The organism is Streptomyces sp. NPDC059002, assembly GCF_042740435.1.
Classification (GTDB): Bacteria; Actinomycetota; Actinomycetes; order Streptomycetales; family Streptomycetaceae; genus Streptomyces.
In genome coordinates this window covers 155997-180927 of sequence record NZ_JBHYJI010000012.1, presented here as the reverse complement: position 1 = coordinate 180927, position 24931 = coordinate 155997, and the positions used below count along the sequence as shown (strand labels likewise).

Below are 24931 nucleotides of genomic sequence, written 5' to 3'. Positions count from 1 at the left end.
AGTTACTCAAGCAGTTACTCAAGCAATGACCCAATCAATGAGCGCGGCAACCGATGGGAGTCGGTGTGGGCGAGGTGGAGACAGAGGGCCGGTTGGTTGAGGCGGAGGGCCGGTTGTGGGACCGGGGGACCCAGGACTGGGCCGAGTTCCAGGAGGCCCAGTTCCAGGAGTCCTTCGAGGACGCGCTGGGGGAGGCCGGGGTGGGGCCGGAGTGCAAGGTGCTCGACGTGGGCTGCGGATCGGGGCTGCTGCTGCGGCTCGCCGCGGCGCGCGGCGCCGCGACGGCGGGGCTCGACGCCTCGCAGGGGCTGCTCGACATCGCGCGCGACCGGCTGCCCGACGGGTCCGATCTGCGCGTCGGTGACCTTCAGGAACTTCCGTACGAGGACGGTGAGTTCGACGTCCTCATCTCGTTCAACGCGCTGCGCTACGCGCGCGATCCGGTCGCCGCCGTGCGCGGTTTCGGGCGGGTCGTGCGGTCCGGCGGGGCCGTGGTGCTCGGCGGCTGGGGCGAACCGGCCAAGTGCGAGACGACCGCGATGCTCTTCGACGTGCTCGCGCTGCTGCCCGAGCCGCCCGCCGGATCCGGGGGCGACGCGGCGAACACGCCCACCGAGGTGCGCGGCGCCGTGCGCGGTGCCGGGCTGCCGATCGTCTTCACCAAGGAGCTCTCCTGCCCCTTCGTCTATCCGGACCTGGACACGGCGTGGGCGGCGCTCGGCTCCACGGGGCTGCTGCAGCACGCGAGTTCGGTGGTGGGCGCGGACACGGTCCGCGCCGTGTTCGACCGGAACTTCCGGGGCTCCGTGCGCCCCGACGGGTCGGTCGTGCAGAACAACACCTGCGAGTACGCGATCGCCCGAGTCCCGTAGTCCGAGTTCCACGGCATCAGCCCCAAGTCCCGTGCCACGCAGTCGAGTTCAGCAACGCGAAAGGGAGTTCGTCCATGCACACCACGTTGATCGTCGCCCGTCATCTGCCGGGCAGCGAGGCCGAGATCGCCCGGCTCTTCGCCGAGTCGGACGCCAGTGGGCTGCCGGAGGAGATCGGTGTCCACACGCGGAAGCTCTTCACCTTCCATGACGTGTACATTCACCAGGTCGAGTCCGAAGTGGCGGCGGGGCCGAAGATCGAGAGCCACCGCAAGAACCCGCTCTTCCAGCAGATCAGCGAAGCGCTCGACGCCTACATCCAGCCGTATCAAGGTAGTTGGGGATCCATCCATGCCGCGTCGGCCAAGCAGTTCTACCAATGGGAGCGGGGTCGCGGCGTCGTCCCTGTCGAGTAGTCCGGTCATGGCCGGCGACAAGGGGGGAGCCGCGGCGGGGGAGCGCGGCGGTGGACGCAGGCTCATGCTGGTCTGTGTGCTCGCGGTGCTTCCGCTGGCCGCGGCGGCCCTGCTGCTGTGGCAGGGGGTGGGCTCCGCGCCCGCCTCCGGGCAGGGAACGGCGGCGGAGAAGGGGGCGGGAGGTCCCGGCGACGGGACAACGGGCTGGCGACTGCTGCTCGCCCTCGCGGTGATCATCGCCGCGGCGCGCGCCTCGGGCGCCCTCTTCGGCCGCTTCCTGAGGCAGCCGAGGGTGATCGGCGAGATGATCTCCGGGATCGTCCTCGGCCCCTCCGTTGTTGGCATGCTCACGCCCGATCTCTATGAGGCGCTGTTCCCCAAGGCGCTCCTTCCGCACGTCGAGGCGGTCTCCCAGATCGGCCTCGCGCTCTTCATGTTCCTGGTGGGCCTGGAGTTCGGTGCCGCGCGGCACGACGGGCAGGGCCGCACGGGCACCGCCGTCGGCTTCGCCGGGGTCGCGCTGCCGTGCGCGCTGGGGATCGGGCTCGGCTGCGCGATGTACCGGACCCTCGCGCCGGACGGCGTGGAGTTCCTGCCGTTCGCGCTCTTCATCGGCGTCTCCATGAGCGTGACCGCCTTCCCCGTCCTCGCCAGCCTCCTCATGGAACGCGGCATGCTGCAGTCGCGCGCCGGGTCCCTCGCGGTGCTCGGCGCCGCCGTCGCCGACCTGGTCTGCTGGCTGCTGCTCGCCCTCGTGGTGACCCTGCTGCGCAGCTCGTCGCCGGTGGGCGTGGTCCGCACGCTCGCGCTGACCGCGCTGTTCTTCGCCGGAATGCTGCTGCTCGTACGGCCGGTGCTGCGCAAAGTGCTCGTACGGCCCGAACGGTGGCTGCCCGACGGCGGGCTGCTCGCGATCGTCCTGATCGGTGTGCTGCTCTCGGCCGTGGCGACGGAGCGGATCGGCGTGCATCTGATCTTCGGCGCCTTCCTGTTCGGGGCGATCTGCCCCGCGGGCGTGCCCGCCCTGGACGCCGTGCAGGACCGGATGCGGGAGTTCACCACGTCGATCCTGCTCCCGCCGTTCTTCGCGTACGTCGGCCTCAAGACCGACCTCGGACTGCTCGCGGACGACGGTGAGTTGTGGATGTGGGCCGGTGCGACGCTGTGCGTCGCGGTGGGCGGCAAGGTCGTGGGCTGCGCGGGGGCGGCCGCGCTGATGGGCGTGGCGCGCGCGGACGCGCTGCGGGTGGGCACGCTGATGAACTGCCGCGGCCTGACCGAACTGGTCATCCTCAGCATCGGACGGGAACTCGGCGTGCTCTCGCCGTCCCTGTTCACCGTCCTCGTGCTGGTCGCGATCGCCGCGACGGTGATGACGGCACCGCTCCTGGACCTGCTGGACCGGCGGACGTCGGACGCGACACTTCTATCCATCCACCACTGACTTCTGTAATGATTGACCAAGACCGTCGTTTTCCCCACCGGCGGCCTCTAGGCACGTCACAACAGAGGTGAGCGAACATGACCACGACCACGGCGCCGCCCACGGCTAGCAAGGCGGCGGAAAGCGTGCTGCTCAGCAGTCTGTTGGACTTCGCGCAGGCGCACCAGGACCAACTGGCGAGAACAGCCGCCGACTTGGGCATCACGGTGCCCCAGGCGAGGGCGCTCTACCACGTGGTCACGGCGCCGACCGTGCGGAAGCTGGCGGTGAAGCTGCGTTGTGATGCCTCCTATGTCACGGGACTTGTGGACCGGCTCGAAGAGCGCAAGCTCATGAAGCGGCAGGTGGACCCGGACGACCGCAGGGTCAAGATGCTCACCCTGACCGCGGCGGGCCGCCGTATGCACACGAAGGTGGCGCGCACCATGGACACGGCGCCCGCCCTCGAAGCGCTCACGGACGAGGAGAAGACACGGCTCGGTGCGCTCCTGGAGAAGGTGTCGGCACAGGCACCCGCGCCCGCGGGCCGCTGACACCGCCACGGGCCGCTCACGGGCACCGCGGAACCGCTCCGTACCGACCGCCACGCCCGCGCGGGCCCGCTACCCATCGCCCGTCACCTGCGCGAGCAACTCGTCGGCGTACGTGGCCCGGTGGCGGCCCGACCTGAAGCAGGGATCCGCGAGGACCCGCAGCAGGAACGGGCGCGTCGTGCGCATCCCGCGTCCCTCGATCCGGAACTCCCCGAGCGCCCGCTCCATGCGGGCAAGGGCGGCCTCCCGGTCGGGGCCCCAGGTGATGACCTTGGCGAGCAGCGGGTCGTACGCACCGGAGACGCGCGCGCCCGCGAAGCCGTAGCTGTCGACGCGCACGAAGGGCCCGCCCGGCGGCTCGTACACGTCGAGCACGCCCGGCGTGGGCGCGAACGCCCGCTCGGGGTCCTCGGCGTTGACGCGGCACTCCACGGCCACACCGCGCGGCACCACGTCCTCCTGGCGCACCGAGAGCGGCAGCCCGGCGGCCACCCGCAGCTGCTCGGCGACCAGATCCACGCCCGTGACCATCTCGGTGACCGGATGCTCCACCTGGATACGGCAGTTGACCTCGATGAAGTGGAAACGGTCCTGGTCGTCCACGACGAACTCGAAGGTCCCCGCGCCCTCGTACCCGGCCTCAAGCGCGCCCCGCACGGCGGCCTCGGCCATCTCGTCGGCCACCTCGGCGGGCAGCGTCGGCGCGGGCGACTCCTCGATCAGCTTCTGGCGGCGGCGCTGCACCGTGCAGTCCCGCACGCCGAGATGGACGGCGCCGCCGTGCCGGTCGCACAGCACCTGCACCTCCACATGGCGGGCCGGGCGCACAAGGCGCTCCAGATAGACCCGGCCGTCGCCGAACAGCTGCTGGGCCTCCGCGCGGGCGTCACGGAACGCGTCCCGCAGCCCGGCGGCGTCCAGCGCCGTACGGATACCGCGTCCGCCGCCGCCCGCCGCGGCCTTGACGAGGAGCGGGAAGCCGACGTCCGCGCCGAGCGCGAGGGCCTCCGACGCGTCGTGCAGGGGCCGGTCGCTGCCGGGCGGCAGCGGCACCCCGGCCCTGGCCATCAGGGCGCGGCCCGCGGGCTTGTCGCCGAGCCGCTCGATGACGGCCGCGGGCGGGCCCACGAACGCGAGACCGTTCTTCGCGCAGACCTCCGCGAAGTCCCGGTCCTCGGAGAGGAGCCCATAGCCGGGGTGGACCGCTTCGGCGCCGGTGCGCAGCGCGGCCTCGACGATGTTGTTCATCCGCAGATAGCTGTGGCGCGCGGGGGCCGGGCCGATGCACACGGCCTCGTCGGCCAGGCGTACGACGGCGCTGTCGGTGTCCTCCGTGGAGTGCACGGCGACCACCGCGATGCCCAGCTCGCGGCAGGTCCGCGCGATGCGCAGCGCGATCTCGCCCCGGTTGGCGATCAGGACCTTGCGGAACACAGCGCCTCCCCGTACCGCACCGTGCCGTCCATGCTCCGGTAGCGCCGGGTGCGCCGGGCGACCAGTTCGTCGGCGGAGAGCGCGAGGCAGTCCCGCAGGGCCCACCACAGCGCGCCGCGCAGCCGCTCGGCGGCCAGGCCGGGGTCGGTGTGCGCGCCGCCGCCCGGCTCGCGCACCACGCCGTCCACGATGCCGTGCCGCAGCAACCGCTCGGGCACCAGGCCCAGTTCCTCCGCGGCCCGTGGCGCGGCCGCGGGATCCTGCCACAGGATCGCGGCGCAGCCTTCCGGACTGATCACCGAGTACGTGGCGTTCTCGCAGATCAGCACCCGGTCGGCGACGGCGAGGCCGAGCGCGCCGCCGCTGCCGCCCTCGCCGATGACGACGGCGACCACCGGCACGGGCAGCGTGCTCATCAGGCAGAGGCTCTCGGCGATCGCGAAGGCCTGCCCGTTCTCCTCCGCCTCGATCCCCGGATGGGCGCCCGGGGTGTCGATGAGGGTGACCACGGGCAGGCCGAGGCGGGCGGCCAGGCACATCAGGCGCCCGGCCTTGCGGTAGCCGGCCGGGGACGCCATCGCGTAGTTGCGGGCGGCGAGTTCGGCGTGGGTGTGCCCCTTCTGGTGGCCGATGAGGACCACGGGCATGCCGTCCAGGGTGCCGATGCCGCCGACCATCGCGGCGCAGTCGCCGGACGCGCGGTCGCCGTGCAGCTCCTCGAAGCCGTCCAGGACGCGGCCCGCGTAGTCGAGGACGGTGGGGCGTTCGAGATCGCGCGATCCGGTGACCACCGGCCACGGGGCGCGGTCGGGGAGCAGCGCGGGGTCGGTCACGACGTACTCCGGCGGCTCGTTCGGCACCGGCTCGGGCGCGGGTTCGAGGATGGACGGCGCGTCGGCCGCCGCGAGCAGCCTGGCCAGCGCGGGGCGCAGCGCGCCGCGCCGGTACACCGCGTCCACCAGGCCGTGTTCGAGCAGGAACTCGGCGGTCTGGAAGCCCTCGGGCAGCCGCTGGCGGATCGTCTGCTCGATCACCCGCGGCCCCGCGAAGCCGAGCCGGGTGCCGGACTCGGCGACGATCACGTCGGCGAGCGTGGCGAACGACGCGGCGACACCGCCGTACGTCGGGTCGGTGATCAGCGAGACGGTGAGCACCCCCGCCGCACGCAGCCGCGCGAACACGGAACCGGTCTTGGCCATCTGCATGAGGGAGTGCGCGCCCTCCTGCATCCGGGCCCCGCCCGACGCCGTGACGACGAGGAACGGGGTACGGGTGCGCAGCGCCTCCTCGGCGGCGCGCGTGACGAGTTCGCCGACCGCGCTGCCCAGGCTGCCCCCGAGGAAGCGGAAGTCCATGACGGCCACCACCACGGAGCGCCCGGCCAGGCTGCCCCGCGCGCAGACCACCGCCTCGTCGAGGCCGGTGGCGGCGCGGGCGCGGGCGAGCCGCTCGGCGTACGGCACGGTGTCCGTGAAGCCCAGCGGGTCGGGCGCGGCGACGGGGAAGTCCAACAGCCGTACGGAGCCCGGGTCGAGGAGCGTGCCGAGCCGCTCCTGCGCGGTGAGCCGGTGGTGGTGGCCGCAGTCCGGGCAGACGCGCAGCGCGCGCTGGAGCCTTCTGCGGTAGACGACGCCACGGCAGGCGGCGCACACGGCCCAGTCGGAATCGTTGCCCTCGGCCCCGGCCCGGCGGTCCGTCCCGGCCTGCTCGGCCGGGTCCGCGCGATGCGGGCGGGCGCTGCTCACGGTCATCGTGTACCCCCTGTGCACGAAGCCTGCGTGATTCATCGGCTGCGCCCGACCCTAATCGCGGCCGGTGGGGGCGCTCAACGCATCCGGCCCAAGGACAGATCCGGACGGTTGGGGGTGGCATGGCGGTGTATGACACATGGGGGAGGGGACATCCCTCCTTCGACAGACCCGGGCACTGACCCGATGGGGCCGGTGGGCCCGCCCACCGGTCGAGTTGGGTGTCCGAATCGGCATATTGCGACATTGACGCCGTGCGGGATGACCGGAGTACCGTCACTCGTAGCGTGGCAGGACCGTGAGGTGACACTTACCGGTCCGCCGCGCGCCGAGGGCGGAGGGACAGTGCTGCAGGAACATGATCGCGCACATGACCAGCACGACCAGTACGGGGGACCGTGACCGGCACTCAGCTGCGGCCTGTCCGCGTGCCCGTCCCCGCCGCGCCGGCCCGGCCGGCGGGCGGCAGGGGCGCGCGCCTTGCACGCCCGGCCCACCGACCGCGTGACCGCGTGACCGAAGCGGGGAGGCTGTGTGAACGAGGCTGCCACTGACCACTTACACCGCGGACCCGAGATCGCCGAGGTGCTCGGCGCCCGTCTCGAGTCCGTGCTCCACCACTATGAACAGCGCCTGCTCGCCTCGGGCGTGGGGGTCGACGACCCGCGCGTGCTGCGGTTCTGCAGCCTGCAGGCCCGGGCCGTGATAGAGGACTCGTTGCAGGCGCTCGGCAGCCGCCGGCCGCTGGACCGGATGCGGTCGGTCGACGCCGAACGCGGCAACCGCACCGTCACCTTCCCGTACCAGGCCAACTGGCGCCTGGAGGACCCGCGCACCGCCATCAAGCTGCTCTTCGACGTGGTCGTGGAGGCGGTGTCGGCGTCCATGCGGCACCACCCCGAGACCTGCCGGTGCACGGTGGAGGCCGCGGTCAGCCTGCACCACAGCATCATGTGGCGGTTCCAGGCCGCTTTGGAGACCAAGACCAGGGAGATGCTCCACGAGACGGCCCAGAGCTTCCTGGAGAACCGCCGCAGCATCTCGCGCGACCTGCACGACCGGGTCGGCTACGCGGTGAGCGTGGCCAAGCAGAACGTCGAACTGGTGCGTCTCTACCGGGCGTTGGACGCACCGTCGGCGGACGCCAAGCTGGTGGAGGCGGAGGACTCGCTGCGCACCGCCCTCGAAGAGGTCAGGCAGCTCGCGTCCGAACTGCGGGTGCACGCCCGCATCGAGGGCCTGGAGAACGCGCTGAGGCACTGCGCACAGGCGCTGCGGGCGCCGGACGCCGCCTTCGACATCGTCGTCACGGGGCACGAGAGCTGGCTCTCCGACGACACGATGGACGAGCTCTTCCAGGCGCTGCGCGAGGCGCTGCGCAACGCCTTCGCGCACTCCATGGCGAGCACCGTCACGGTGCGCGTCGACATCGCGCCGCACCAGACGCGGGCCGTGGTGGAGGACGACGGGGTCGGCTTCGAGGTGGCACAGCGGCCGGGCGGTGTCGGGCTCGCCTCGATGCGGGAGCGCATCGAACGGCTCGGCGGCTCGGTCGCCATTTCCAGCCACACGGGCCGGGGCGTGTTCGTCGAGTTCCTGCTCCCCACGAAGAGCAGATGACGTGGGGGCGCAGAACGTGGTGACCCGCATCGTGATCGTCGACGACCACACGCTCGTACGCGACGGACTCATCGAAATGCTCAACGCGGAACCGGAGTTCCTGGTCGTCGGCGAGGCGGGGGACGGGGCGCGCGCCGTCGACGTGATCGCGGCAAGGCCCCCGGACGTGGTGCTGCTCGACGTCGGGCTGCCGGACGGCGACGCCGCGGGGACGCTGCGGCGCATCCTCGACGTGGCCCCGGGGGTGCGGGTGATCATGGTGAGCGTGTACGACGAGCCGCGCACCGTCCAGGAGTTGCTCAGGGGAGGGGCGCGCGGCTATCTGCTCAAGACGGTTTCCCGCCAGGATCTGGTCTCCGCGGTGCGGGCCGTGGTCGCCGACGACGAACGGGTCGTGCTCTCGGTCTCCCGGGCGAGCATGGCGCAGGTGCACACCCCGGCGCCGTCCGAGCCGGGGCTGCTCTCCGCCCGGGAGCGCGAGGTCATGACCCTGGTCGCGCAGGGCATGACCAACGGCCAGACGGCCCGCCAGCTCGCGGTGGCCGAGGGCACCGTCAAGCACCATCTGCGCAACATCTTCGCCAAGTTGGGCGCCACGTCGCGGATCGACGCGGTCAACAAGGCCATCGCGGCCTCTCTGATCACCCCTCAGCGGGACGGCCGCTGAGGGGTGGACCAGAGGGGCCGGAAGGCGTGCCCGGGCCGGATCGGCGGGCGGGTCTAGCGGGTTCGCGGGCGGATCAGGCGGGTTCGAGGGCGAGCAGCGGCTGACCGAACTCGACCGCCGTCCCGTCCGGCACGAGAATCTCGGCGACCAGGCCCGCGGTGTCCGTCTCCACCGGCGTCATCAGCTTCATCGCCTCGACGACGCCGATCTGCTGGCCCTGGCTCACCGAGTCGCCGGGGCGGACGAAGGGCGGCGCGTCGGGCTGCGGGCGGTGGTAGAAGGTGCCGACGCACGGGGCGAGGACCCGGGCCCGGCTGTCCTCCTCCGGCCGTTCCGCCTCGGCATCGGCATCGGCCTCGCCCGCGGTGCGGCTCCCGGCGGCCGCCGGCGGCTGTTCCGCCGCCGGCGACCCGTTCCACTCCACGACCACCGCGGTGCCGCCCGAGGTGACCTGGAGGCGGCTGAGCCCGGGCCCGGCGAGCCGGACGAGACGCTCCGCGCTGCGGCACAGCGCGTCGAGGCCGGTGTCGCCCGCGGTGTCGCCGCGGGCGTCGGGGTCGGTCTCCGTGTCGCTCATACGGTCTCGCGCGGGGTCTCGGCCTCGATGCGGTCCCGGATGAGCGCCATCTGCACCTTGCTGTTGCGGTTGATGTTGTCCCGCATCCAGGCGTCGTCGACCGGGGCCTCCGGCTTCATGGCGAACTCCTGCCGCCAGCGCATCAGGGTGCCGCCCGCCACCTCCTCGTACGTCCAGTGGATGTTCATGAAGCGGAAGGGGCCCGTCTCCACGCGGTGCGCCCGTACGGTGCGCTCCGCGCGGTCCATGACGCGTTCGGAGACCCAGCTCCACTCCTTGCCGTCGTCGTCGGGGTGCAGCGTGAGGCGGAAGAGGACCCGGTCGCCGTCGCGTTCCAGGACCTCGGCCGCCTTGTACTCGCTGAACAGCTCGGTCCAGCGCTCCACTTCGTTGGTGCGCCGCCACACGACGTCGAACGGTGCGTTGATGACGATCTCGTTCTCGGTGAGTTCGGGCACGATCAGGCTCCCTTCGGTGTTCCTGCTTCCTCGGCGATGCGGCGGTTGACGATGTCGAGGAGTTCGCCGGGGGCCGTCGCCTCCTCGGCGTCCTTGCCGAGCTGTACGCCGTAGCGGTTCTCCAGCTCCGCGACGATGCCGAGGGTGCCCAGCGAGTCGACGCCGAGGTCCTTGAACACGGCGTCGGGCTCCTCGAGTTCGGCGGGGCGCAGCGTCACTCCTGCGCACTGCTGGACCAGCGCGGCGAGCGTCTCGTACGTGAGGTGGTTTCCATTGGTCATGAGGGGTCTCCTTCCGAGGGCGAACGGCCCAGTACCAGCGCGGAGTTGTTGCCCGCGAGGCCGCGCGCGAGCAGCAGCGCGGTACGGACAGGGACGGTGCGCGCCCGTCCGGTGACGAGATTCAGGTCGTGCAGGGCGGGGTCGGTGGCGCCGACCCGGGGTGTCGGCGGGATCACGCCGTGCCGCAGGCAGTGCACGGCGACGGCCACGTCCAGTGCCGCGGCGCCCGAATAGGCGCGCCCCGTACCGGACTTGGGCGCCGTCACCGGCACCGCGGGCAGCCGTGACCCGAACACCGACCGCAGCGCCGCCACTTCGGCGGCGTCGGCCTCGGGCACGCCGAGCGCGTCGGCGAAGACCACGTCCACCTCGCGCGGGCCGAGGCCCGCCTCGGCCAGCGCGATCCGGGCCGCCGCGGCGAGCCCGTCGGCGGACCGGTCGAAGCGGCGCGCGCCGGTGAACGTCGTGCCGTGCCCGAGCACTTCGGCCTGCGGTTCGGCGCCGCGGGCGGCCGCCGCACCGGCCTCCTCCACGACGAGCATCGCGCCGCCCTCGGCGGGCACGAACCCGGGGGCCTGCGCGGTGAAGGGCAGATAGCCGCGCCCGGGGCGGCGTTCCGCGCTGAGCAGCCCGTGGCCGAACTGGCAGGCCATGGAGAACGGGGAGAGCGGCGCCTCCGCGCCGCCCGCGAGCATCGCGGCCGCGCCGCGGCCGATCTCCCTGCGGGCGTACGCCACCGCGTCGAGCCCGCCCGCCTCGTCGGTGACCAGGACGCCGCTGGGCCCCTTGAGGCCGTGTCGCAGCGAGATCTGGCCGGTGCTCGCGGCGTAGAACCAGGCGATGGACTGGTAGGGCCCGACATGCCGCGGCCCCTTGCTCCACAGCCGCTGGATCTCCTGCTGGCCGAACTCGACGCCGCCCGCGCAGCTCGCCGTGACCACCCCGAAGGCGTACGGGGGGAGTTCGCCGGGCGACAGGCCCGCGTCGCGCAGCGCCATGTCGGAGGCGGCGAGCGCGAGATGTGTGAACCGGTCGGTCTGGGCGACGATCCGGCCCTCCAGATGGTGGAGCGGTTCAAATCCCTTGATCTCTCCCGCGAGTGCGAGCGGTGTGCCCCGCGGGTCGTAACGGGTGAGCGGGCCGATGACGCACAGTCCCTCCCGCGCCGCCTTCCACACCAGGTCGATGCCGATTCCGGTGGGCGCGATGGCGCCGACCCCCGTGATGACCGTGCGACGTGTCACCGCAGCTCCCTCCGGTCGAGGACGACGGCCGACTGGAAGCCGCCGAACCCGCTGCCGACGGACAGCACGGTGTCCAGGCGCTCCTGACGTGCCGTCACCGGCACGTAGTCCAGGTCGCACTCGGGGTCGGCGTGCTCCAGGTTGGCGGTCGGCGGGACGAGCGACTCGTCCATCGCAAGGACGCAGGCGGCCAGTTCGATGGCGCCGATCGCGCCGAGCGAGTGCCCGATCATCGACTTGATGGAGCTGATCGGTACCGCCCGTGCGCGTTCCCCGAGCGCGAGCTTGAAGGCGGCGGTCTCGTGCCGGTCGTTCTGTTTGGTGCCCGAGCCGTGCGCGTTGATGTAGTCGATCGCGTCGGGTCCGCGGCCCGCCTGCTCCATGGCGCGCTCGATGGACTCGGCCAGTTCGATGCCCTCCCTGGTCAGGCCCGTCATGTGGTACGCGTTGCTGCGGGTGGCGAACCCGCTGACGACGCAGTGCACTTGGGCGCCGCGCCGCCAGGCGTGCTCCAGTTCCTCAAGCACGAGGACGGCGGCGCCCTCGCCGAGCACGAAGCCGTCGCGGTCCCGGTCGAAGGGCCGCGAGGCACGCTCCGGCTCGTCGTTGCGCTCGGATGTGGCCCTGATCGCGTCGAAGCAGGAGACGGTGATCGGGGACACGGGCGACTCCGACGCGCCGGTGATCATGACGTCGGCGCGGCCCTCCGTGATGGCCTGGAAGGCGTAGCCGACCGCGTCGAGCCCGGACGTGCAGCCGGTGGAGACGGTGTGCACCACGCCCTGGGCGCCGCTGAGTTCGGCGATCTCACCGGCCAGCGGGGCGGGCGAGAAGACGCGGTGCAGCGCGGGCGAGGTGAGTTCGTGGTCGACCTCCCAGGTGCTGCCGCGCTCGGAGGCGCGGATGTAGTCGGACTCCAGGAGGGTGGTGCCGCCGACCGCGCTGCCCAGCGAGACGCCGGTGCGCCAGGGGTCCTCGCCGGTCATGTCGAGTCCCGCCTCGTCGAGCGCCTCGCGGGCGGCCACGGCGGCGAACTGGACGTAGCGGTCCATGCGTTCGGCCTCGCGCTCCAGGAGTCCGTGGGCCGCCGGGTCGAAGTCGCATTCGGCGGCCATGCGGGAGCGGAAGCCGGTCGGGTCGAAGAGGGTGATGGCGCGGGTGGCGGTCCGCCCGGAGCCGAGCAGGTCGACGAAGGCGTCCGTGCCGATGGCGCCGGGCGCGACGACACCCACTCCGGTGACGGCGACCTGCCGGGTCATGTCCCGTCCCGCTGTTCGGTGTCCACGTGCCCGAGGTCGGGCCGGGGCGCGAGCGGGCCGAGGTGGAAGACGATGCGCACGTCGACGTTGCCGGCGTTGCGCACCCGGTGGCGTACGCCGATGGGCACCATCAGGGCCTGGTCGGGGCCGAGCCGGTGCGGCACATCGTCGAGTTCGGCGATGACATCGCCCTGCACGACGTAGAGGAACTCCTCGGAGTACGGGTGGTAGTGCTCGGCGATCCAGTCGCCGGGCGCGATGCGGGCGACGCCCATGAAGCCGGACGTGGCCCCCACGGCCGTCGGGGTGAGCAGGGTGCGCAGTTCGCCGCCGCGCCGGGTGTTCGGCACGGCATCGTGGGCGTCGACGACGCGCACGGTGTGCGTGGTCATGGTTCTCCTTGTCCCCGTTGGGTCGGATCAGAGCGGTGCGGCCGTGTGCAGGCGCACCGCGAAGGGCTTGTGGACGTAGCCGGCCGACGCGGCCGTGATGGGTGCGGCGAGGTCCGGCTGTCCGGGGCTCTCGGCCCAGGCGCGGTAGTGCGCGGCCGAGACCCACTCGCTGGTGATGAGCCACTCGTCGGGGTCGGTGAGGGACTGGCAGAGCTCGTCGCCCAGATGCCCTTCGGCGCGGGCGACTTGATGGCGTATCCGCTCGTACGCGGAGACGAACCGGTCGGCGCCGCCGCTCTCCACGCGGACGAGGAAGAGCACCCGCAGGCGCGGCTCCTCCTCGCTCATACGGTGCCCTCCACCACGTGCAGGCTGGTGCCCGGCACGGGGCGGTAGCCGTGGTAGGTCAGCCCGGCCTGGGCGAAGAGGTCGGCGAGGCCCGCCGCGGTGTGCTTCTTGCCGCCGACGTTGAGCAGCAGGAAGAGGTCCATGGCGGTGGTCACCTTCAGCTCGGTGCTGTCCTCGACGAGGTTCTGCACGAGCGCGACACGGGAGCCGGGGCGGCCGGCCGCGGCCATGGCGCGCAGCGCGGCGAGCGAGCTTTCGTCGTCCCACTCCAGGACGTTCTTGCAGAGGTAGAGGTCCTTGCCCTTGGGCACGGACGCGCGGCAGTCGCCGCCGACGATCTCGCAGCGCTCGGCGAGCGGTCCTTCGCGCAGCTCGGGCAGCGCGCCCGCGACCACGCCCGGCAGGTCGAACAGCGTGCCGTGCAGGCCGGGGTGGCGTTCCAGGAGGGTGTGGACGAGGTGGCCCTGGCCGCCGCCGATGTCGACGACGGAGTCGATGCCGGTGAGGTCGAGGGCGTCGGCGACCGGCACCGAGGTGATGCGGCTCGACTGGGTCATGGCCCGGTCGAAGGTCTGGGCGGCCTCCGGGTCGTCCTCGGCGAGGTGCGCGAAGAACTCCTTGCCGAAGAGGGTGTCGAAGACGCGCTCGCCGGTGCGCACGGCGTCGGCGAGGAGCGGCCAGGCCTGCCAGGTCCAGGGCGCGGTGGCCCACAGCACGATGAACCGCATGCCGCCGGGGGCGTCTTCGCGCAGCAGCCGGGAGAGGTCGGTGTGCGCGAAGCGGCGCCCGTCCTGCTCCTCGAAGACGCCGTGCGTGCCAAGGGCACGCAGCAGGCGCTCCAACGTCCCGGCGTGCGCGCCGATGTGGGGTGCGAGCTCGGCCGCGGTGCGGGGTTCTTCGTCGAGTGCGTCCGGGACGCCGAGGGTGACCGCGGCCCGCAGGGCGCCCGCGAAGCCGAGGCTCATGCCCAGCTCACGGAGTTTCGTGGCGGCTTCGGGCGTGGGTCGCAAGGGAGTTGACGTCATGGTGAGGTACTCCTCCGGTGAAGCAATTTGGGGACCAATCCATTGACTTACTCAATCAACGACTCTACATAATGGCTCAAGTCGCGCAAGAGGCAACCAAGAGAGTGAGGGCCCCTCCACATGGCCGAGATCTCCGCCGACAACGAGTTCGCCACGTTCATCAATCTGTTTCCGACCAAGCCGCGGGACCAGCAGAAGCTGGTCGATCTGATCGTCAAGGCGCACGAGGAGCTGATACGGCACCGCCCGGGCTACATCTCCGGCAACGTGCACCGCAGCGTCGACGGCTACCAGGTCGTCGACTACACGCAGTGGCGCCGCCGCGAGGACTTCGAGGCGATGGTGCGGGACCCCGCGTCCGCCCCGCACTTCATGCCGATCGGCGAACTCACCCAGGGCAAGCAGGGCGCGTACGACGTCGTCTACACGCATGTCGTCGAAGGGACCGGCGACACCGGGAAGGGGAACGGCGATGAGTGACGAACAACGGCACTACGACGTCGTGGTGGTCGGCGGCGGCCCGGCGGGCGCGTCGACCGCCGCACTGCTCGCCACCGAGGGCCGCAGCGTCCTCGTCCTGGAGCGCGAGAAGTTCCCCCGCTACCACATCGGCGAATCCCTCATCCCCGGCGTGTGGCCCACCCTCGACCGGCTCGGGCTGCGCGAACGCATGGAGAACATGGGGCTCGTGAAGAAGTACGGCGGCACCCTGGTGTGGGGCCGCGACCTGCCGCAGTGGACCTTCTCCTTCGCCGACGGCGGCCCCTACCCGTACGCCTACCAGGTGCGCCGCGCCGACTTCGACGCGCTCCTGCTCACCCGCACCAGGGAACTGGGCGCCCACGTCGTGGAGGACGCCACCGTCAAGGAGCCGCTCTTCGACGGGGAGCGCGTGATCGGCGTGCGCTACCAGCCGCGCGGCGGCGACCCCGTGGACGCCTACGCCAAGCTGGTCGTCGACGCCTCCGGCCAACAGCGGTGGCTGGGCCGCCACTTCGACCTCATCCGCTGGCACGAGGACCTGCGCAACATCGCCGTATGGGCGTACTTCCAGAACTGTCGCAGGTACGAGGGGGACCAGGCGGGCAACATCCTCATCGAGTACCGCCCCGGCGGCTGGCTCTGGTTCATCCCGCTCGGCGACGGCACCACCAGCATCGGCTACGTCACCCCCACCGCAACCCTCGCCGAATCGGGCCTGACCGCAGAGAAACTCTGGGCCGAACAGACCGGCGACTCCCGCGAGGTGTCCCGGATGATGGAGCCCGCGACACGCGTCAGCGGCTTCCGCACCATCAAGGACTGGTCGTACAACCTGGAGCGCTTCCACGGCCCCGGCTGGCTCGCCGTCGGCGACGCCGCCTGCTTCGTCGACCCGCTGCTCTCCACCGGCGTCACCCTCGCCCTGCGCGGCGGCGCCACCGCGTCCACCGCCGCCGGGATGATCCTGGACACCCCCGCCACCGCACACGAGACCGGCCAGCGGTACGAGGACAGCTACCGCCGCTTCCTCACCGGCATCCTCGACTTCGTCCGCGCCTTCTACGACCAGCGCAAGAACCGCAGCGAGTACTACGAGGACGCGAAGAAGATCCTGGACCGCGGCGAAGGACTGCCCGCCAACGTCGACTTCGTGACCCTGGTGTCGGGCCTCTCCGACGGCGGCGACTTCTTCGAGGCCCCGCCCGAGGACCGGTGGGAGCTCCTGGAGAAGCTGCGCGGCCGGGTCTCCGCGCCGCCCATGACCGTGGAGCGGGGCCGGTGACGCCGGAGGAGCAGAGCGCACTCCTGATGCGGGTCTCCACCGGAAGCTGGCTCATCCACGCGCTCGACGCCGTGGCGCGGCTCGGCGTGCCCGACGTCCTGGGCGACGAGCCGCGCCCCGTCGAGGAGTTCGCCGACGAGGTGGGGGCCGACCCCGACCCCCTCGGCAGAACCCTGCGGGCCCTGTCGGCCCTCGACTTCTTCACCGAGGGCCCGCGGGGGCACTTCGCCCTGAACGAGGCGGCGCGGATGCTGCGCGCCGACTCGCCGGCACCGCTGCGGGCCTTCCTCTCGGTCGGGATCGAGCGGGTGCTTCCGCTCTTCTCCGAGCTGGAGCACACCCTCAGGACCGGCAGGCCCGCCGCCGAGAAGATCTACGGAATGCCGTACTTCGAGTATCTCGACAGCCACCCCGATGCCGACCGCGAGTTCACCAGGTCCCTCGGCCGCAGCGCCGCCGCCTTCTTCGACACCGCCCTGGACCGGATGGACCTGGACGGCGCGGAGCACTTCGTCGACCTCGGCGGCGGCGACGGCACCCTCGTCGAGATGGCGCTGCGCAGACATCCGCGCCTGACGGCCACCCTGCTCGACCGGCCCGCCATGCTCTCCGCCGCACGGGAGAGGATGCGCAAGGCGGACCTCACCGACCGGTGCACCCTCGTCGGCGGCAGCTTCTTCACCGACGTGCCCACGGGCGGCGACGTCTACTGCATCGCCCGCTGCCTGCACAACTGGGACGACGACACGGCCCGCACGCTGCTGCGCACGGTGCGCGACGCGACGCCCAAAGGCAGCCGACTGCTGATCGTCGAGGACGTCGTGCCGGACGGACCCGTCACCGCCACGGCCGGCTACTCGGACCTGGTGATGATGCTCATCGGCGGCCGCGAACGCACCCTCTCCGAATACGAGGCGCTGCTCGGTGACGCACGGTTCGCCCTCGCGGGCGCGCAGCCGATCGGCACCGTCGCCGCGCCGCGCCTCCATCTCGTCGAAGCCGTTCCCCAGGAGTGAGGAAGGACGATGACCGACCACGTATCCGTACTCGTCGTGGGCGGGGCGCTCGGAGGGCTGTCGTCGGCCCTCTTCCTCGCCCGCGCCGGCGTCCCCGTCCTGCTGGCGGAACGCCACGACACCATGTCGTACCAGCCGCGCTTCCGCGGGCCGACGATCCGCTCGATGGAACTGATGCGCGGCGTCGGCCTCGCGGAGCGCGTCCAGGCCGTGGGCACCAGTGACCGCGACATCGGCGGCATCGCCTGGGTCGGCGACAGCCTCCAGGACCCCGAGGTCCGCTGGAACGTGGAACCCTGGGAGGAGGACCTCAGCGGCGTGAGTCCCACCGTGGCCTGCGCCTGCGACCAGGACAAGTTCGAACCCCTGCTGCTCGACCGGGCGCGGGAGCTGGGCGCGGGCATCCGCTTCGGCACCGAACTCACCGGCTTCGAGCAGGACGCGGACGGCGTCACCGCCGTGCTCCGCGACCGCGCGTCCGGCACCGAACGCACCGTGCGCGCCGCCTACTTGATCGCCGCCGACGGCACGCACAGCGCCGTGCGCGAGAGCCTCGGCATCACCCGGCAGGGGCCCGGCCTGCTCGGCCACCGCATCAGCATCTACTTCGACACGGACCTGCGCCCCGAACTGGACGGCCGCAGGTTCTCCGCCTGCTTCATCGAGGGCATGGGCGCCAGCCTGCTGCCCCGCGACTCGGGGTTCTGGCAGCTCTCCGTGCCCTACCACCCCGAACAGGGCGAGACCCCGGACGACTTCACCCCCGAACGGTGCCGGAGCCTGGTGCGGGCCGCGATCGGCAGGGACGACGCGCGGGCCGACCTGTACAGCACCTCCCCGTGGGAGATCGCGATGCTCGTCGCCGAGCGCTTCCAGGAGGGCCGGGTCTTCCTCGTCGGCGACAGCGCCCATGTGATGCCGCCGACGGGCGGGTTCGGCGGCAACTCCGCGATCCAGGACGCGCACAACCTCGCCTGGAAGCTGGCCGCCGTCCTCACCGAAGCGGCGGGCCCCGGGCTGCTCGACACCTACGGGCCCGAGCGGCGCGCCGTCTCCGAACTCACCGTCGCCGCCACGGCGAGCAGGCTCCCCGCCTCCTGGGTCGGCGACAAGGCGGACGGCGGTCCGCACGGCCTGCCCGCGACCGGCGGACCCACCCCCGCCGGAGGCATGCCGCCCGCCACCGACCACAACACCGTCTCCCTCGGCTACCGCTACCGTTCGGCCGCCGTCCTCCTCGACGAGGACGACGGCGACCCCGTCGAGGACCCGCGCAAACCCACGGGCCGCCCCGGCACCCGCGCGGCCCACGTCGTCCTGGAGGACCGGAACGCCGCCCGGATCTCCACCCTCGACCTGTGGCAGGACAGCTGCGTCCTGCTCGTGGGGGAGCAGGGCGAGCAGTGGATCACCGCCGCGCGCGAGGCCGCCGCCGACCTCGGCATCGCGCTGCCCGCCCACCGGGTCGGCCCGCCCGGCGGCGACGCGGACCTGGCGGACCCGTCGGGCCGCTGGGCCCAGGCGTACGGCGTCTCCGGCCGGGGCGCGACCCTGATCCGCCCCGACGGCTTCGTCGCCTGGCGCAACCCGACACTGCCCGACCACCCGCGGACCGTCCTGACCGACGCCTTGCGCAGGCTGTACGACCGGCCGGGCACGGCGGAGCGCAACGGGAGGCGGCCGTGAGCCGGGTGGGCGTGCTGTTCCCCGGCTTCTACCCCGGCAGTTCGCTGCCCCCGGACCCGGCCGTCCTCACCACCGCGGCGCAGGTCGCCGAGCGGGAGGGGTTCGACGGGTTCTGGGTGCCCGAGCGGGTCACCGGCCTGGTCGCCGACCCGGTCGTCGCCCTCGCCCACGCGGCGGCCGTCACCGCTCGGATCGGGCTCGGCACGGCCGTGCTCACCCTGCCGGGACGGCCGCCCGCACTGCTCGCCACCCAGCTCGCGAGCCTGGACAGGATGAGCGGCGGCAGGCTCACGGTCGCCCTCGGACTCGGCCGCGCCGACCCGGGGGAGCAGCAGGCGTTCGGGGTCCAACGGGCCCAGCGGGCCGCCCTGTTCGATGAGGCGCTGCCGCTGCTGCGCAGGCTGTGGCGGGAGGGCCCCGTCACCCACGACGGCGCCGCCGCGCACTACGAAGGTCTCGACGTGCTGCCCAAGCCGCACGGCGCGGGCCCCGCCCTGTGGCTGGGCGGTGCGAGCGACGCCCAGCTGCGCCGCGCGGGCCGCATCGCCGACGGCTGGCTCGGCGCGTCGACGACCACGCCGCGCGCCGCCGAGCGGGCCCGCGCCGTGATCGCCGCGGCCGCCGCCCGCGCGGACCGCGCCATCGGCGACGACGGCTACGGCTCGGTGGTGCCCTACCGCTACCGGGACGCGCCGCTCGGCCCCGTGCAGCAGATGGTCCTCGACCGGCTGCGCGCCGAGCGCGTGGTCGGGGGCGTCGACGAGTTCGCGCCCACCCTGGACCGGCTGCCCGACCGGCTGCGCGAGCTCACGGCGGCCGGCCTGTCCACCTTCGTGCTCGTGCCGTTCGCCGAACCGGCCGACTGGGAGGAGGAGTTGTGCGCCCTCGCGGCCGCGGTGCTCACCGCTCGCACGCCGCGACGACGAGCTGCCACGTACGGATGAAGTCCTTGCGGGCCGCGGGCGAGAGCCGGGCCAGCGCGTCGAGCAGCGGGGCGAGCCTGAGCCGCGCGCACTGTTCGATCAGCGAGCGGTGCGGCTCCAGGACGCTGACGATCGTGCGCCGCCGGTCGGCGTCGTCCTCCACGCGTCCGACGAGCCCGCCCCGGTGCAGTTCGTTGACGAGCTGGCTCGTGGTCGTCGGGCTGAGCCCGAGCCGCGCGGCCAGCTCGCCCACCGACGCCGGGCCGTCCATCGCCAGGGAGATCAGCGGCTCCATATGGCGGTTGGCGAGCCCGGCGTCACCGAGCAGCGCACGCATCGCCTCCGGTGCCGCCCCGCCGGGGTCCCTGACGCGTCGGGCGAAGCGGGTGACGAGCCGGACGAGGTCCTTCACGTCGTCGTCCAGCACGTCCCCTTCCAGCCCGTCATTGCCCAACTCGGTGTCAGCTGCGGCCGGTTCACTGCCGGCGGGACGTACGGCCATGGCTTGAAGTCCAGCACGTCCGGTGCTGTACTGCAAGATGCATTGAACATCAAGCCAATGCGAATCAGAGGCAATTCGGGAGGCCGCCGTGGGCACCGCAGCCGCGAACGAGTTACCGAAACCGGCATCCGACGAACGCCTGGGAAAGGAGATCTGGGTCCTCGCGGGCGTGGTCGTCCTCGGCTCGATCATGGCCGTGCTCGACACCACCATCGTCAACGTCGCACTCAGCACCCTCAGCGAGGACCTCGACACCGGCCTCACCACGCTCCAATGGGTCGTGACCGGCTACTTCCTCGCGATGGGCATGGTGATCCCGCTCGTCGGCTGGGCCGTCGAACGCTTCGGCACCAAACCCCTGTGGCTGCTCTCGCTCACCCTCTTCGTCCTCGGCTCCGGACTCTCCGGCGCCGCCTGGTCGATCGAGAGCCTGATCGCCTTCCGCGTCCTCCAGGGCCTCGGCGGCGGCATGCTGATGCCCCTGGCCCAGACGATCCTCGCGACCGCGGCGGGACCCCAGCGGATGGGCCGCGTGATGAGCATCATCGGGGTGCCGATGCTCCTCGGCCCGGTCCTCGGCCCCGTGCTCGGCGGCTGGCTCGTCGGCATCGACTGGCGGCTCATCTTCTACGTCAACATCCCGCTCGGCGTCCTCGCGGTGACCGCCGCCGTGAAGTGGCTGCCGCGCACCCCGGGACAGCAGGACGGCGGCAGCCGCCTCGACACCCGCGGACTCGCGCTGCTCTCCTCGGGGCTCGTCGCCCTGCTGTACGGCCTGTCGCGCGCCGGCGCCGAGGGCTTCGGCGACGGCATCGCGCTCGTCGCCCTCGCGGCCGGCGCGCTCCTCGTCACGGTCTTCGCCGTCGCGGCGGGGCGGCGCGGCGCGGACGCGCTCATCGACGTACGGCTCTTCGCGAACCGCACCTTCGGCGCCGCCTCGCTCACCACCTTCCTGTTCAGCATCGGCCTGTTCGGCTCGATGCTGCTGCTGCCGCTCTTCTACCAGACGGCCAAGGGCGAGAGCGCGCTCACCGCGGGCCTGCTCCTCGCGCCGCAGGGCTTCGGGGCCGCGCTCGCCATGCCCGTCGCCGGGGTGCTCACCGACCGCCTCGGCGCGGGCCGCATCGTGCCGGCCGGGGTGACCCTGGCCCTCGCGGGGACCTTCCTCTACACCCAGGTCGACCCCGACACCTCGTACACCCTGCTCGCCGTGTCCCTGATGGTCCGCGGCTTCGGCCTCGGGGCGACCATGGCCCCGGCACTGTCCTCCGCGTACGCCACACTCACCAAGGACGCCGTGCCGCGCGCGAGCAGCACCCTCACCATCGTCCAGCAGATCGGCGGCTCGATCGGCAGCGCGGTCCTGAGCGTCGTGCTCAGCAGCCGCATCAACGCCAACCTGCCTGCGGGCGCTGGTGGTTCGGGAGGCGGCGGCGGGGCGGGCGACCTGCCCGATTCCGTCCGCGAGCGGGTCGAGGGGCCGCTCGCCACGGCGTTCGCCGAGACGTTCTGGACGGCGTTCGGACTCGTCGCGCTCATCTATCTGCCCGCCTTCTTCCTGCCGAAGAAGCCGCTGCCGAAGGAATCCCCGCCGAAAGAGCCCCTGCCGAGCCCGGCCCGAGGGCTGGACGAGGACGACAGGAGCGCTCCCTGAACGTTGCGCAAGGAGACAGGACCCACGACGGACCGATCCGATCGGGCTGAGGCCGACCGGGCCGACGCGAGCGAGCAGCCCGGCCGGACCCGGTAACTCCGCGACGGCGTCCCCGACTTCCCCCTCGACACGCCGCCCGCCTAGGCGCGGCTGCGGGCCGAGGAGCCGGTGTCCAGGCTCCGGCTGTGGAACGGCGACACCGTCTGGCTCGTCGTGCGCTACGAGGACCAGCGGGCCGTCCTGCCCGACGACCGCTTCAGCGCCGACCCCACCGTCCCCGGCTATCCGCACCAGCTCGCGCTCGGAACCCTTGAACTCCGGCGCCACCCCGTACAGTTGGCGCAGCTGCGTGACGCGGACGACCCGGCGTTCGTCGAGTCGGCCGTGGACGAGCTGCTGCGCAGGCTGAGCATCACGCACGCCGGGCGCCGCAGGGTCGCCACCGACGACGTGGAGGTGGCGGGCCGGGTCATCCGCGCGGGCGAGGGCGTCGCCCTGCCGCCCGCCGCACCCCGCGTTGCTGCGCAGCTTCCCCGGCCCTGTCACCTGGTGATGCCCGGCCCCGCTCAACGGTCCGCCGACACCAGTCCCGAGCGGTACGCGATGATCACGAGCTGCACCCGGTCGCGGGCCCCGAGCTTGGCGAGCAGCCGCGTCAGATACGTCTTGGCCGCGGCCACGCTGATGCACAGCCGCTCGGCGATCTCCGTGTTGGACAGGCCGCCGCCGACCAGGGTCAGCACCTCGCGCTCCCGCTCGGTGATCCCCTCGACGGTCACGTCGCGCGCGGGCGCGGCCGTGGGTCGTTCCGCGAACTCCTTGATGAGTCGCCGGGTGACGCTCGGCGCGATCAGGGCGTCCCCGGCGGCAACCACGCGGATCGCGGAGAGGATGTCGTCCAGGGCCATGTCCTTCACGAGGAATCCCGAGGCTCCGGCGCGCAGCGCGGCGTAGACGTACTCGTCGTCGAACGCCGGGCAGGCGTACGACACTTACCGCTACTGGACGGAGGACGGCCCCGGCGACCGGGCCCGTTTCCTGCGCGACGGCATCCCGCTCCAGGAGGCGTTCACGGCGAACGCCGCCATGATCCTGGTGCTCGCGGCCGGCGCGTTCGGCACCCTCGCGATCGTGGGGGAGTGCCGCAGCGGACTGATCCGTACGACCTTCACGGCCGTGCCCGACCGCCGCGCGGTGCTGGCGGCCAAGGCCCTGGTCGTCGCTGCGGTCGCGGCCGTCCTCGGCGCGGTCGTCGCGGGCACCTCCTTCTGGCTGACCCAGGCGATCCTGTCCGGCAGGGACGCCGGGGTCTCCATCGGCCACCCCGGCGCGTGGCGCGTCGTCATCGCCTCCGCGCTGCTCGCCCCGGTCGCCGCGCTGGCGGGCCTGGCGCTCGGCACCCTCCTGCGGCACGCGGGCAGCGGCGTGGTCGCCACCGTTGTCCTCCTGATCCTGCTGCCCCTGGTGCTCAATGACGACCGCCGCTGGTCGGCCGCCGCGGGGCACAGGCTGCCCTGCAAGGCGTGGCTGCGGCTCGTCGAGACGGGCGGCGCGGCGCAGTCCCCCTACCCGGCCACGACCGGCGGGTCATGGCTCGTCCTCGCCCTCTGGCCGCTCGGCGCGGCCGCCGTCGCGGTGTTCGCCGGGGACCGCCGCGACGTGTGAGCGGCGGCGCCGATGGGTTGGGCCCGCGCGCGGCGGGTACCCGGCGCCTCCCTGCTCGCCCGCACGTGGAGGAGGTCCGGATGACGGATGACCGGAGGGGACGTCCGCGAGGGCGGGGACCCGCGAAGGCGCGGTCCCTGCCCAGCGGCGCGCTGGTGGGGATCGGGCTCGCGGCCTTCGTCGACGAGGTCGTCTTCCACCAGCTGCTGCACTGGCACCACTTCTACGACAAGGCCTCCGACGACGCGGGCCTCGTCTCCGACGGCCTGTTCCACGCCTTCGGCTGGCTCGCGGTGGTGGCGGGCCTGTTCGGCTACGCGGACCTGCGCCGCAGGAACACGTTCGAACCGGCCGCCTGGTGGTCCGGGCTCTGCCTCGGCCTCGGCGGTTTCCAGCTGTACGACGGCACCTTCCAGCACAAGGCCCTCGGCCTCCACCAGATCCGCTACGGCGTGGAGCTGGCGCCCTACGACTGGACCTGGAACGTCATCGCCGTCGTGTTCCTGCTCATCGGCGCGGCCCTGCTGGTCCGGGCGAGGCGCCGGGCCCGCGGCGGCGGCCGCCGATGACGGCGGCCCTCCTGGTCGCCACGACCGTCTGCTGCCTCGCCTACCTGGCGGCGGCCCGCCGGCTGCGCGCCCGCGGCGACCGCTGGCCGCTCGGCCGCGACCTGGCGTTCTGTGCGGGCGGCACGGTCCTCGTCACCGGCTGGGCGGCCCCCTGGCACGGCTGGCCGCCGTTCACCGGGCACATGGTCTCCCACCTCGCCGCGGGGATGGCCGCGCCGCTGCTCCTGGTGCTCGGCAGGCCGGTCACGCTGGCCCTGCGGGTGCTTCTCGTGGCACCCCGGCGACGGCTCCTGTCCTGCGTACGGTCCCGCGCGGCCGCGGTGCCGCTCTGGCCGCCGGTCGCCGCCGCGGTGCACATCGGCGGGCTGTGGGCGGTCTACCGCACCCCGCTGTTCGCCGCCGCCCACCACCGCCCCTGGCTGCACGCCCTCGTCTACGTCCATTTCCTGCTGTCCGGCGCGCTGTTCACCCTCGCGGTGCTCGCCGTGGAGCCGCTGCGACACCGCTCGACCCATGCGCTGCGCGGCGGCGCCCTGCTCGCCGCGGCCGCCGCGCACGGCATCCTCGCCAAGTCCCTGTACGTCACGGGCCCACCGGGACTCCCCGGCACGGAGATCACGGAGACCGATCTCCACACGGCGTCCCGCGTCATGTACTACGGCGGCGACCTGACCGGCATCGCCCTCGCGGCACTGCTCGCCCTGCAGTGGTACGCGGCCGGTGGCCGTGCCCTCGCCAGAGCCGCTCAGGTGCGCGCGGCACCGCGCCGAAGAAGGGGAGAGGCCGACACCGTCCGGTAGCCGCCGACGGGCGGCGGACAGCGAGGAGAGACC

The 24931-nt window shown here is 72.7% G+C and carries 26 protein-coding genes and 1 pseudogene; 15 read left to right on the top strand and 12 right to left on the bottom strand.

Annotated features, from left to right (window positions below):
- Positions 1-53 precede the first annotated feature (53 nt).
- From ACFWZ2_RS14425 to ACFWZ2_RS14410, 4 genes are all read left to right on the top strand, one after another.
- Entirely contained in the window at positions 54-872 is an 819-nt protein-coding gene (locus ACFWZ2_RS14425; protein WP_384545408.1) for a class I SAM-dependent methyltransferase, read from the top strand.
- A 74-nt stretch (positions 873-946) separates the two neighbouring features.
- Positions 947-1288 (top strand): TcmI family type II polyketide cyclase, encoded by a 342-nt coding sequence (locus ACFWZ2_RS14420; RefSeq protein WP_384545407.1) that lies wholly within the window; start codon positions 947-949, stop codon positions 1286-1288.
- A gap of 7 nt (positions 1289-1295) precedes the next feature.
- Positions 1296-2732, top strand: a complete 1437-nt coding sequence (locus ACFWZ2_RS14415) for a cation:proton antiporter (protein WP_384545406.1) — start codon at positions 1296-1298, stop codon at positions 2730-2732.
- Between the two features lie 77 nt (positions 2733-2809).
- Positions 2810-3265, top strand: coding sequence for a MarR family winged helix-turn-helix transcriptional regulator (locus tag ACFWZ2_RS14410; RefSeq protein ID WP_384545405.1), 456 nt, complete (start codon positions 2810-2812; stop codon positions 3263-3265).
- 69 nt (positions 3266-3334) lie between these two features.
- Here ACFWZ2_RS14410 and ACFWZ2_RS14405 read toward each other — a convergent pair whose 3' ends face one another.
- Positions 3335-4699, bottom strand: coding sequence for an acetyl/propionyl/methylcrotonyl-CoA carboxylase subunit alpha (locus ACFWZ2_RS14405; RefSeq protein WP_384545404.1), 1365 nt, complete (start codon positions 4697-4699; stop codon positions 3335-3337).
- Entirely contained in the window at positions 4681-6450 is a 1770-nt protein-coding gene (gene accD, locus ACFWZ2_RS14400; protein WP_384545403.1) for an acetyl-CoA carboxylase, carboxyltransferase subunit beta, read from the bottom strand. Before accD ends, ACFWZ2_RS14405 begins: the two co-directional genes overlap by 19 nt.
- A 531-nt stretch (positions 6451-6981) precedes the next feature.
- Between accD and ACFWZ2_RS14395 the strand changes: the two genes are divergently transcribed.
- Positions 6982-8067 (top strand): sensor histidine kinase, encoded by a 1086-nt coding sequence (locus ACFWZ2_RS14395; protein ID WP_384545402.1) that lies wholly within the window; start codon positions 6982-6984, stop codon positions 8065-8067.
- Between the two features lies 1 nt (position 8068).
- A complete protein-coding gene (locus tag ACFWZ2_RS14390) occupies positions 8069-8734 on the top strand; it encodes a response regulator (RefSeq protein WP_384545401.1) in 666 nt (221 codons plus the stop codon).
- Positions 8735-8807: 73 nt separating this feature from the next.
- Here the strand turns inward: ACFWZ2_RS14390 and ACFWZ2_RS14385 are convergent, their stop codons facing one another.
- The 8 genes from ACFWZ2_RS14385 to ACFWZ2_RS14350 are packed head-to-tail and all read right to left on the bottom strand — an operon-like array spanning position 8808 to position 14318.
- Positions 8808-9311, bottom strand: a complete 504-nt coding sequence (locus ACFWZ2_RS14385; RefSeq protein ID WP_384545400.1) for an acetyl-CoA carboxylase biotin carboxyl carrier protein — start codon at positions 9309-9311, stop codon at positions 8808-8810.
- Positions 9308-9769: an SRPBCC family protein gene (locus ACFWZ2_RS14380; protein WP_384545399.1), complete on the bottom strand. Its 462-nt coding sequence runs from the start codon at positions 9767-9769 to the stop codon at positions 9308-9310. The genes ACFWZ2_RS14385 and ACFWZ2_RS14380 overlap by 4 nt, the downstream gene beginning before the upstream one ends.
- 2 nt (positions 9770-9771) lie before the next feature.
- A complete protein-coding gene (locus ACFWZ2_RS14375; RefSeq protein ID WP_384545398.1) occupies positions 9772-10050 on the bottom strand; it encodes an acyl carrier protein in 279 nt (92 codons plus the stop codon).
- Positions 10047-11294: a beta-ketoacyl synthase N-terminal-like domain-containing protein gene (locus ACFWZ2_RS14370; RefSeq protein WP_384545397.1), complete on the bottom strand. Its 1248-nt coding sequence runs from the start codon at positions 11292-11294 to the stop codon at positions 10047-10049. Before ACFWZ2_RS14370 ends, ACFWZ2_RS14375 begins: the two co-directional genes overlap by 4 nt.
- Entirely contained in the window at positions 11291-12553 is a 1263-nt protein-coding gene (locus ACFWZ2_RS14365; protein WP_384545396.1) for a beta-ketoacyl-[acyl-carrier-protein] synthase family protein, read from the bottom strand. The genes ACFWZ2_RS14370 and ACFWZ2_RS14365 overlap by 4 nt, the downstream gene beginning before the upstream one ends.
- Positions 12550-12945 carry a cupin domain-containing protein gene (locus ACFWZ2_RS14360; protein ID WP_384545395.1) on the bottom strand — a complete coding sequence of 132 codons (396 nt, stop codon included), beginning with the start codon at positions 12943-12945 and terminating at the stop codon, positions 12550-12552. The genes ACFWZ2_RS14365 and ACFWZ2_RS14360 overlap by 4 nt, the downstream gene beginning before the upstream one ends.
- Positions 12946-12972: 27 nt before the next feature.
- Complete coding sequence (locus ACFWZ2_RS14355) at positions 12973-13293, bottom strand: antibiotic biosynthesis monooxygenase family protein (protein ID WP_384545394.1); 321 nt, start codon at positions 13291-13293, stop codon at positions 12973-12975.
- Positions 13290-14318, bottom strand: coding sequence for a methyltransferase (locus ACFWZ2_RS14350; protein ID WP_384545393.1), 1029 nt, complete (start codon positions 14316-14318; stop codon positions 13290-13292). The genes ACFWZ2_RS14355 and ACFWZ2_RS14350 overlap by 4 nt, the downstream gene beginning before the upstream one ends.
- A 120-nt stretch (positions 14319-14438) precedes the next feature.
- On the opposite strand from ACFWZ2_RS14350, the gene ACFWZ2_RS14345 reads away from it, so the two are divergent.
- Genes ACFWZ2_RS14345 through ACFWZ2_RS14325 form a run of 5 tightly spaced genes read left to right on the top strand, consistent with a single transcriptional unit; the run spans position 14439 to position 19729 of the window.
- Positions 14439-14798, top strand: a complete 360-nt coding sequence (locus ACFWZ2_RS14345) for an antibiotic biosynthesis monooxygenase family protein (protein ID WP_384545392.1) — start codon at positions 14439-14441, stop codon at positions 14796-14798.
- On the top strand, positions 14791-16083 hold the full coding sequence (locus tag ACFWZ2_RS14340; RefSeq protein ID WP_384545391.1) for an NAD(P)/FAD-dependent oxidoreductase: 1293 nt from the start codon (positions 14791-14793) through the stop codon (positions 16081-16083). The genes ACFWZ2_RS14345 and ACFWZ2_RS14340 overlap by 8 nt, the downstream gene beginning before the upstream one ends.
- Positions 16080-17099 (top strand): methyltransferase, encoded by a 1020-nt coding sequence (locus tag ACFWZ2_RS14335; protein ID WP_384545390.1) that lies wholly within the window; start codon positions 16080-16082, stop codon positions 17097-17099. The genes ACFWZ2_RS14340 and ACFWZ2_RS14335 overlap by 4 nt, the downstream gene beginning before the upstream one ends.
- Before the next feature lie 9 nt (positions 17100-17108).
- Complete coding sequence (locus tag ACFWZ2_RS14330) at positions 17109-18785, top strand: FAD-dependent monooxygenase (RefSeq protein WP_384545389.1); 1677 nt, start codon at positions 17109-17111, stop codon at positions 18783-18785.
- Positions 18782-19729 carry an LLM class flavin-dependent oxidoreductase gene (locus ACFWZ2_RS14325; RefSeq protein WP_384545388.1) on the top strand — a complete coding sequence of 316 codons (948 nt, stop codon included), beginning with the start codon at positions 18782-18784 and terminating at the stop codon, positions 19727-19729. The genes ACFWZ2_RS14330 and ACFWZ2_RS14325 overlap by 4 nt, the downstream gene beginning before the upstream one ends.
- Here ACFWZ2_RS14325 and ACFWZ2_RS14320 read toward each other — a convergent pair.
- Entirely contained in the window at positions 19686-20210 is a 525-nt protein-coding gene (locus ACFWZ2_RS14320) for a MarR family winged helix-turn-helix transcriptional regulator (RefSeq protein ID WP_384545387.1), read from the bottom strand. The two genes, ACFWZ2_RS14325 and ACFWZ2_RS14320, sit on opposite strands and share 44 nt — an antisense overlap.
- A gap of 88 nt (positions 20211-20298) precedes the next feature.
- Here ACFWZ2_RS14320 and ACFWZ2_RS14315 point away from each other — a divergent pair, with 88 nt between their 5' ends.
- Positions 20299-21864: a DHA2 family efflux MFS transporter permease subunit gene (locus ACFWZ2_RS14315; RefSeq protein ID WP_384545386.1), complete on the top strand. Its 1566-nt coding sequence runs from the start codon at positions 20299-20301 to the stop codon at positions 21862-21864.
- A gap of 566 nt (positions 21865-22430) precedes the next feature.
- Here ACFWZ2_RS14315 and ACFWZ2_RS14310 read toward each other — a convergent pair.
- Positions 22431-22832, bottom strand: a pseudogene (locus ACFWZ2_RS14310) (LuxR C-terminal-related transcriptional regulator); the annotation flags it as partial.
- 118 nt (positions 22833-22950) lie between these two features.
- Here ACFWZ2_RS14310 and ACFWZ2_RS14305 point away from each other — a divergent pair.
- The 3 genes from ACFWZ2_RS14305 (at position 22951) to ACFWZ2_RS14295 (ending at position 24898) form a co-directional block, all read left to right on the top strand.
- Positions 22951-23529, top strand: coding sequence for a hypothetical protein (locus ACFWZ2_RS14305; protein ID WP_384545385.1), 579 nt, complete (start codon positions 22951-22953; stop codon positions 23527-23529).
- 80 nt (positions 23530-23609) lie between these two features.
- Positions 23610-24098 carry a DUF2243 domain-containing protein gene (locus tag ACFWZ2_RS14300; protein ID WP_384545384.1) on the top strand — a complete coding sequence of 163 codons (489 nt, stop codon included), beginning with the start codon at positions 23610-23612 and terminating at the stop codon, positions 24096-24098.
- Complete coding sequence (locus ACFWZ2_RS14295; protein ID WP_384545383.1) at positions 24095-24898, top strand: cytochrome c oxidase assembly protein; 804 nt, start codon at positions 24095-24097, stop codon at positions 24896-24898. Before ACFWZ2_RS14300 ends, ACFWZ2_RS14295 begins: the two co-directional genes overlap by 4 nt.
- The last annotated feature ends 33 nt before the right edge of the window (positions 24899-24931 follow it).